Raw genomic sequence first — 6,268 nt, 5'->3', positions numbered from 1 at the left:
GGCCCGGCCCGCCCGCGCCAGCCCTCCCCGGCCCGGCCCGGATGACGGACTCGGCATCGCCGCACGCCCTCGGTAGGCTGTGGCGCGTGCGAATCCTCGTCCTCGGTTCCGGTGCTCGCGAGCACGCCATCATCACCGCCCTGCTGCGCGAAGACGCGGGCCACGAGATCACCGCGGCCCCCGGCAACGCGGGCATCGCCGACCAGGTCGGCATCGTGCACCTCGACCCGTCGAACGGCGCCGTCGTCACCGAGTACGCCCTCGAGAACGACGTCGAGCTGGTCGTCGTCGGTCCCGAGGCACCGCTCGTCGCCGGTGTCGCCGACGCCCTCCGCACCCGGGGCATCCCGGTCTTCGGGCCGGGCAAGAAGGCCGCGGCGCTCGAGGGCAGCAAGACCTTCGCGAAACGCATCATGGACGAAGCCGGCGTACCGACCGGGCGGGCCACGCGCGTGGGCACCCTCGACGAGGCCCTCGGCGTGCTCGACGACTTCGGCTCCCCGTACGTCGTCAAGGCCGACGGGCTGGCGGCCGGCAAGGGCGTCCTCGTCACCGACGACCGCGACGCGGCGGTCGAGCACACCACCTACTGGCTGCAGCACGGGCCCGTCCTTGTCGAGGAGTTCCTCGAGGGTCCCGAGGTCTCCCTGTTCTTCCTCAGCGACGGCCACACGGTCGTGCCGCTCAGCCCCGCGCAGGACTACAAGCGCCTGCTCGACGGCGACGCCGGTCCCAACACGGGCGGCATGGGTGCCTACTCGCCGCTGCCCTGGCTCGCCGACCGCTTCGGCAGCGAGAAGGACTTCGTCGACGAGGTCCTCGACGCCATCGCCACCCCGACGGTGCGGCAGCTCGAGTCCGAGGGCACGCCGTTCATCGGCCTCCTCTACGCCGGGCTCATCCTCACCGAGCGGGGCGTCCGCGTCATCGAGTTCAACGCCCGGTTCGGCGACCCCGAGACGCAGGTCGTCCTGCCCCGTCTGGTCACGCCGCTCAGCGGGCTGCTGCTCGCCGCGGCGACCGGATCGCTGGGCAACCACGAGTCGCCGCGGTTCTCGTCCGACGTCGCGGTGACCGTGGTCCTCGCGAGCGAGGGCTACCCCGAAGGCGCCGTGAGCGGTCGCCCGCTGCGGGGTCTCGACGACGCGACCGCCGTCGCCGGGGTCCACGTCGCGCACGCCGCGACGGCTCGCCTCGACGACCAGCTCATCGCCACCGGAGGGCGCGTGCTCAGCGTCGTCGCCGAGGGGGCCGACTTCACCGAGGCCCGGGGTCGCGTCTACGACGCCCTCTCCCGCATCGAGCTCGAGGGCGGCCAGTACCGCCACGACATCGCCGAGCGGGTCGCCCGATGACCGCCCCCGACGGCACGACGCCCTCCGCCTCCGGCCTCGACGCCGCCCCTCGCCACCTCGACGGGTGGACGCCGGTGTACTCGGGCAAGGTGCGCGACCTCTACGTCCCGGCACCGGTCGCCGGCTCGGTCGGCGACGCCGCCACCCTCGCCGACACCGAGTACGTGCTCGTCGTCGCGAGCGACCGGGTCAGCGCCTTCGACCACGTGCTCGAGCCCGGCATCCCGGGCAAGGGAGCACTGCTCACGCAGCTCAGCCTCTGGTGGTTCGCCCAGCTCACCACCGTGCCCAACCACCTGGTCGACCCGACCACCGCCTCCGTCTCGTTGCCCGCGCAGGTCCGGGACCGCGCCATGCTCGTGAAGCCGCTCGACATGTTCCCCGTCGAGTGCGTCGTCCGTGGGTACCTGGTCGGCAGCGGCTGGGCCGAGTACCGCGAGCACGGCACCGTCTGCGGCATCCCGCTGCCCGAGGGGCTGTCGAACGGCGACCGGTTGCCCGAACCGATCTACACCCCGGCGTACAAGGCTCCGCTCGGCGAGCACGACGAGAACATCTCGTTCGAGCGCACCGTCGAACTCGTGGGGGCCGAGACCGCGGCGGCCCTGCGCGACCGGTCGCTCGAGATCTACCGCCTGGCGTCGGACGTGGCCGAGGCCCGGGGGGTCGTCCTCGCCGACACGAAGTTCGAGTTCGGCGCCGACCGGACCACGGGCGAGATCACCCTGGGCGACGAGGTCCTCACGAGCGACAGCAGTCGCTTCTGGGATGCCGAGGTCGACGCCTCGGGCGACCGCACCCAGAGCTTCGACAAGCAGATCGTCCGCGACTGGCTCTCCGCGCACTGGGACGGCACGGGCGAAGCCCCCGCCTTGCCCGACGACATCGTCGCCCGCACCTCCGCCCGCTACCGCGAGCTGATCGAGCGCCTGACCGCCCGCTGACCCGGGCCACATGCCCCGGGGCCCACGCACCGGGGCGCATCCCGGGGCCCGACCCGGGCCCCACACCGCGTTTCGTGCACTGCACCGCATCGAGATCCGGTGACGTGCACGGAACGCGGTGCGCCGTCGGTCGGGAATGCCCGGCCCGACCGGCCGGTTCCTGTCGATGACACGTCACCGACCCGGTGACCACCCGACAGACCGAGGGCCCCCATGACCGACACCTCCGCGACCGACGCGACGCGCGCCTCCTCGTCCGACCTGCTCGCCGCCGACACCGGCATGGGAGCCGTCACCCTGCGGGTCGCCGACCTCGACGCGATGACCGCGTACTACCGCGACGCGGTCACCCTCACGGTGCTGACCGCCGAGCCGGCCGTGGGCCGCGTGGTGCTCGGTCGAGGGGCGACCCCGATCGTCATCCTCGAGCACGCTCCCGAGTTGAAGCACGCCGGGCCGCGTGACGCCGGCCTCTTCCACACGGCGATCCTGTTCGAGACCGAGGCCGACCTCGCCGCCGCCGTCTACAGCGTCGCGACCCGTCACCCCGGCACGTTCACCGGCAGTGCGGACCACCTCGTCAGCAAGGCGTTCTACTTCACCGACCCCGAGGGCAACGGCATCGAGCTCTACTGGGACCGCAGCCGCAGCGAATGGTCCTGGACCCACGGCCAGGTCGACATGGCCACCCTCGCCCTCGACCCGAACGCGTTCGTGCAGCAGAACGTCACCGAGGAGGCGCTGGCCGGCTCGGCGTCCCGTCCCGCCACGGTCGGCCACGTCCACCTGAGCGTGGGCGACGTCGAGTCGGCCCACCGGTTCTACGTCGAGCAGCTCGGCTTCGAGACGACGACGCGCTTCGGGCCGCAGGCACTGTTCGTCAGCGCGGGCGGCTACCACCACCACATGGCGATGAACACCTGGAACAGCGCCGGCGCCGGGCGCCGTCAGCTGGCGCTGGGCCTCGGCCTGGTGCGCATCGAGGTGCCGACGGCCGACGACCTGGGCGCCCTCGGCGAGCGCCTCGGGCACCACGGCGTCACCACCCGCGACGACGGGCGTGTGCTCGGGTTCGACGATCCCTGGTCGAACCAGCTCCAGGTGACCGTCCGACCGCAGTCGGCCTAGCCCTCGGTCGCAGGCTCCCTCGGCGAGACCCATGGCTACGGTGGTGAGCATGCCTGCAGCCGACTCCCCCACCTTCTCCACGACCCCCGAGGGCGACCTCACGCTCGACGACCACGAGGCCGTCGCGGCGATGCTCGCCCGGGCCTTCCCGAGCTACGACCACTGGTACGCCGGGGCCCGCAGCTGGGCGGGCATGCAACCCGAGCTGCGGGTCGTCGCGCGTCAGGGCGACGTCGTGGTCGCGCACGCCGGTCTGCGACGTCAGTTCGTCACCGTCGGCGACGCCGACCTGCTCGTCACCGCGGTGGGCATGGTCGCGGTCTCACCGGCCGTCCAGGGCACCGGCCTCGGGGGCGAGCTGTTGCGCCGGGTGGACGCGGCGCTGACGTCGCTCGACAGCGGCTTCGGCGTGCTCGAGACCGGGGACGACGTCCAGGGCTTCTACCGACGCGGCGGGTGGCTGCCGCTCGACGGCCTCACGGCGCACTACACGGCGTTCAGCGCCGACGGCGCCGGCGTGCTGGTCACCCAGGACCACGGCTGGCTGCTCCGGGAGGGCACGCGCACCCTCGCCGACTGGCCGCAGGGCGAGCTGCACTGGAACGGCCAGATGGTCTGACCCGCGCGGCACCCCAGACCGCGCGAAGCCCGGAGACGCCGAGGAGGCGCGGTGACCGACGAACGGTCACCGCGCCTCCTGCGGTCTGTCGGGGCTCGCGGCTACGCCGGGACGCCGACCTCGGCCGGGTCCTCGTTCGAACCGGGAGCCTCGGGCTCGACGCCCTTGCGGACGCGCAGGCCCAGGGTGGGGTCGACGTTGGTCCAGTACTCGTAGACCCGCTCGCGCAGGGCGGGCTGGCTGACCTTCGAGACGTGGCCCACGATGTTCTGCACCAGGCGGTCGCGCTCCTCGTCGTCGAGCACCTCGCGGACGAGCGTGCCGGCCTGGCCGAAGTCGTCGTCCTCGGGGTGCAACGTCACGGACGAGCGGACGAGCTCGCCGTCGCTCTCCCAGCCACCGGTGTCACCGGCGGCCTGCGGGTCCGCCGCGGGACCGCCGACCGAGTTCGGTGCGTAGACCGGCGCCGTCGCCTCGCTGAAGTGGTACCGCGCGGCACCGTCCTTCGAGTACGAGTGCACCTCGGTCTTGGGCGTGTTCACCGGCAGCTGCTGGTGGTTGACGCCGATGCGGTAGCGGTGGGCGTCCGCGTAGCTGAAGATGCGGGCGAGCAGCATCTTGTCGGGGCTGGTCGCGATGCCGGGGACGAAGTTCGACGGGGCGAACGCGGCCTGCTCGATCTGCGCGAAGTAGTTCTCGGGGTTGCGGTTCAGCGTCATGGTGCCGACCTCGATGAGCGGGTAGTCCGCGTGCGGCCACACCTTCGTCAGGTCGAACGGGTTGAAGCGGTACGTGGCCGCCTCGTCGTAGGGCATGACCTGCACCGACAGCGTCCAGGTGGGGAAGTCGCCGCGGTCGATGGCCTCGGAGAGGTCGCGGATGTGGAAGTCGGCGTCCTCTCCCGCGATGCGGTCGGCGTCGTCCTGCGTGAGGATCTTGTTGCCCTGGTTCGTCTTGAAGTGGTACTTGACCCAGAAGCGCTCGCCCTCGGCGTTGATCCACTGGTAGGTGTGCGAACCGAAGCCGTCCATGTTGCGCCACGAGGCGGGGAGGCCGCGGTCGCCCATCAGCCAGGTGACCTGGTGCGCCGACTCGGGCGAGAGCGTCCAGAAGTCCCACTGCATGTCGTGGTCGCGCAGGTGCGAGCCGGGCAGGCGCTTCTGCGAGTGGATGAAGTCGGGGAACTTGATGCCGTCGCGGATGAAGAAGACGGGCGTGTTGTTGCCCACGAGGTCGTAGTTGCCCTCGCTCGTGTAGAACTTCAGCGCGAAGCCACGGGGGTCGCGCCACGTGTCGGGGCTGCCCTGTTCTCCGGCGACGGTCGAGAAGCGGGCGAGCATCTCGGTCTCGACGCCGGGCTGGAAGAGCGCGGCGCGGGTGTAGCGCGAGACGTCGGCCGTCGTGACGAACGTGCCGAAGGCGCCGCCGCCCTTGGCGTGGACGATGCGCTCGGGCACCTTCTCGCGGTTGAAGTTGGCGAGCTTCTCGACCAGCTTGTGGTCGTGCAGGACGATCGGGCCGTCGGCGCCGACCGACTGCGAGAACTCGTCGCTGGCGGCGGGGGCGCCGTTGTCGGTGGTGGTGATCTTCTTGGCGTCGGTCATGTGTCCTCTTTCGTTCGTGGTTCGTCGTCGTGTGAGATCAGGGGGGCGGGCCGATCAGGCCGCCGGGACGGCCGCGTCCACGCGGTCGGACGAGGAGGCGCGGGTCGGCTCGTCGCCCTCCGCACCCTCGGACTCGGCCGCCCGACAGGCCGGGCACAGGCCCCAGAAGGTCACCTCGGCGGTCTGCACGAGGTACCCCGAGTCGTGCGAGGGGGTGAGGCAGGGGGCGTGGCCGACGACGCAGTCCACGTCGGCGACCGAGCCGCACACCCCGCAGACCACGTGGTGATGGTTGTCGCCCGTCCTCAGCTCGTAGAGCGCTGCCGAGCCCGCGGGTTCGATGCGACGCACCAGCCCGGCACCGGTCAGCGCGTTGAGGACGCCGTAGACCGCCTGCACCGACGTGCCGGGCAGGTCGAGGGCGACCCGGGCGAAGACCTGCTCGGCGGCCGCGTGGGGCGACGGCTCGAGGGCGCGCAACACGGCGAGCCGGGGCTCGGTCACGCGCAACCCGGCGGAGCGCAGTGCCTCGCGGGGGTCGTCGGTCGGATTGGTCATGCCTCAAGTGAACCACTCTTTTGATCAGATCAAAACAATCCGGGCCACCTCGGAGGACGT

The 6,268-nt window shown here is 71.8% G+C and carries 6 protein-coding genes; 4 read left to right on the top strand and 2 right to left on the bottom strand.

Annotated features, from left to right (window positions below):
- The first annotated feature begins 86 nt into the window (after window positions 1-86).
- From purD to ARTHRO9V_RS04355, 4 genes are all read left to right on the top strand, one after another.
- Window positions 87-1,355, top strand: a complete 1,269-nt coding sequence (gene purD / locus ARTHRO9V_RS04370; RefSeq protein WP_123572020.1) for a phosphoribosylamine--glycine ligase — start codon at window positions 87-89, stop codon at window positions 1,353-1,355.
- Window positions 1,352-2,299 carry a phosphoribosylaminoimidazolesuccinocarboxamide synthase gene (locus tag ARTHRO9V_RS04365; RefSeq protein WP_159825798.1) on the top strand — a complete coding sequence of 316 codons (948 nt, stop codon included), beginning with the start codon at window positions 1,352-1,354 and terminating at the stop codon, window positions 2,297-2,299. The genes purD and ARTHRO9V_RS04365 overlap by 4 nt, the downstream gene beginning before the upstream one ends.
- Window positions 2,300-2,512: 213 nt before the next feature.
- Window positions 2,513-3,427, top strand: a complete 915-nt coding sequence (locus ARTHRO9V_RS04360) for a VOC family protein (RefSeq protein WP_236556908.1) — start codon at window positions 2,513-2,515, stop codon at window positions 3,425-3,427.
- Between the two features lie 49 nt (window positions 3,428-3,476).
- The gene (locus ARTHRO9V_RS04355) at window positions 3,477-4,046 is read left to right on the top strand and encodes a GNAT family N-acetyltransferase (RefSeq protein ID WP_123572046.1); all 570 of its coding nucleotides are present in this window, start codon (window positions 3,477-3,479) and stop codon (window positions 4,044-4,046) included.
- A gap of 101 nt (window positions 4,047-4,147) precedes the next feature.
- Here the strand turns inward: ARTHRO9V_RS04355 and ARTHRO9V_RS04350 are convergent, their stop codons facing one another.
- Window positions 4,148-5,650 (bottom strand): catalase, encoded by a 1,503-nt coding sequence (locus ARTHRO9V_RS04350; protein ID WP_159825796.1) that lies wholly within the window; start codon window positions 5,648-5,650, stop codon window positions 4,148-4,150.
- A gap of 54 nt (window positions 5,651-5,704) precedes the next feature.
- On the bottom strand, window positions 5,705-6,208 hold the full coding sequence (locus ARTHRO9V_RS04345) for a Fur family transcriptional regulator (RefSeq protein ID WP_159825794.1): 504 nt from the start codon (window positions 6,206-6,208) through the stop codon (window positions 5,705-5,707).
- Between the last annotated feature and the right edge of the window lie 60 nt (window positions 6,209-6,268).

Source organism: Frigoribacterium sp. 9N (assembly GCF_902506305.1).
Lineage (GTDB): Bacteria > Actinomycetota > Actinomycetes > Actinomycetales > Microbacteriaceae > Frigoribacterium.
The sequence above is the reverse complement of the archived record's forward strand: the minus strand, read 5'-3'. Positions and strand labels throughout refer to the sequence as shown.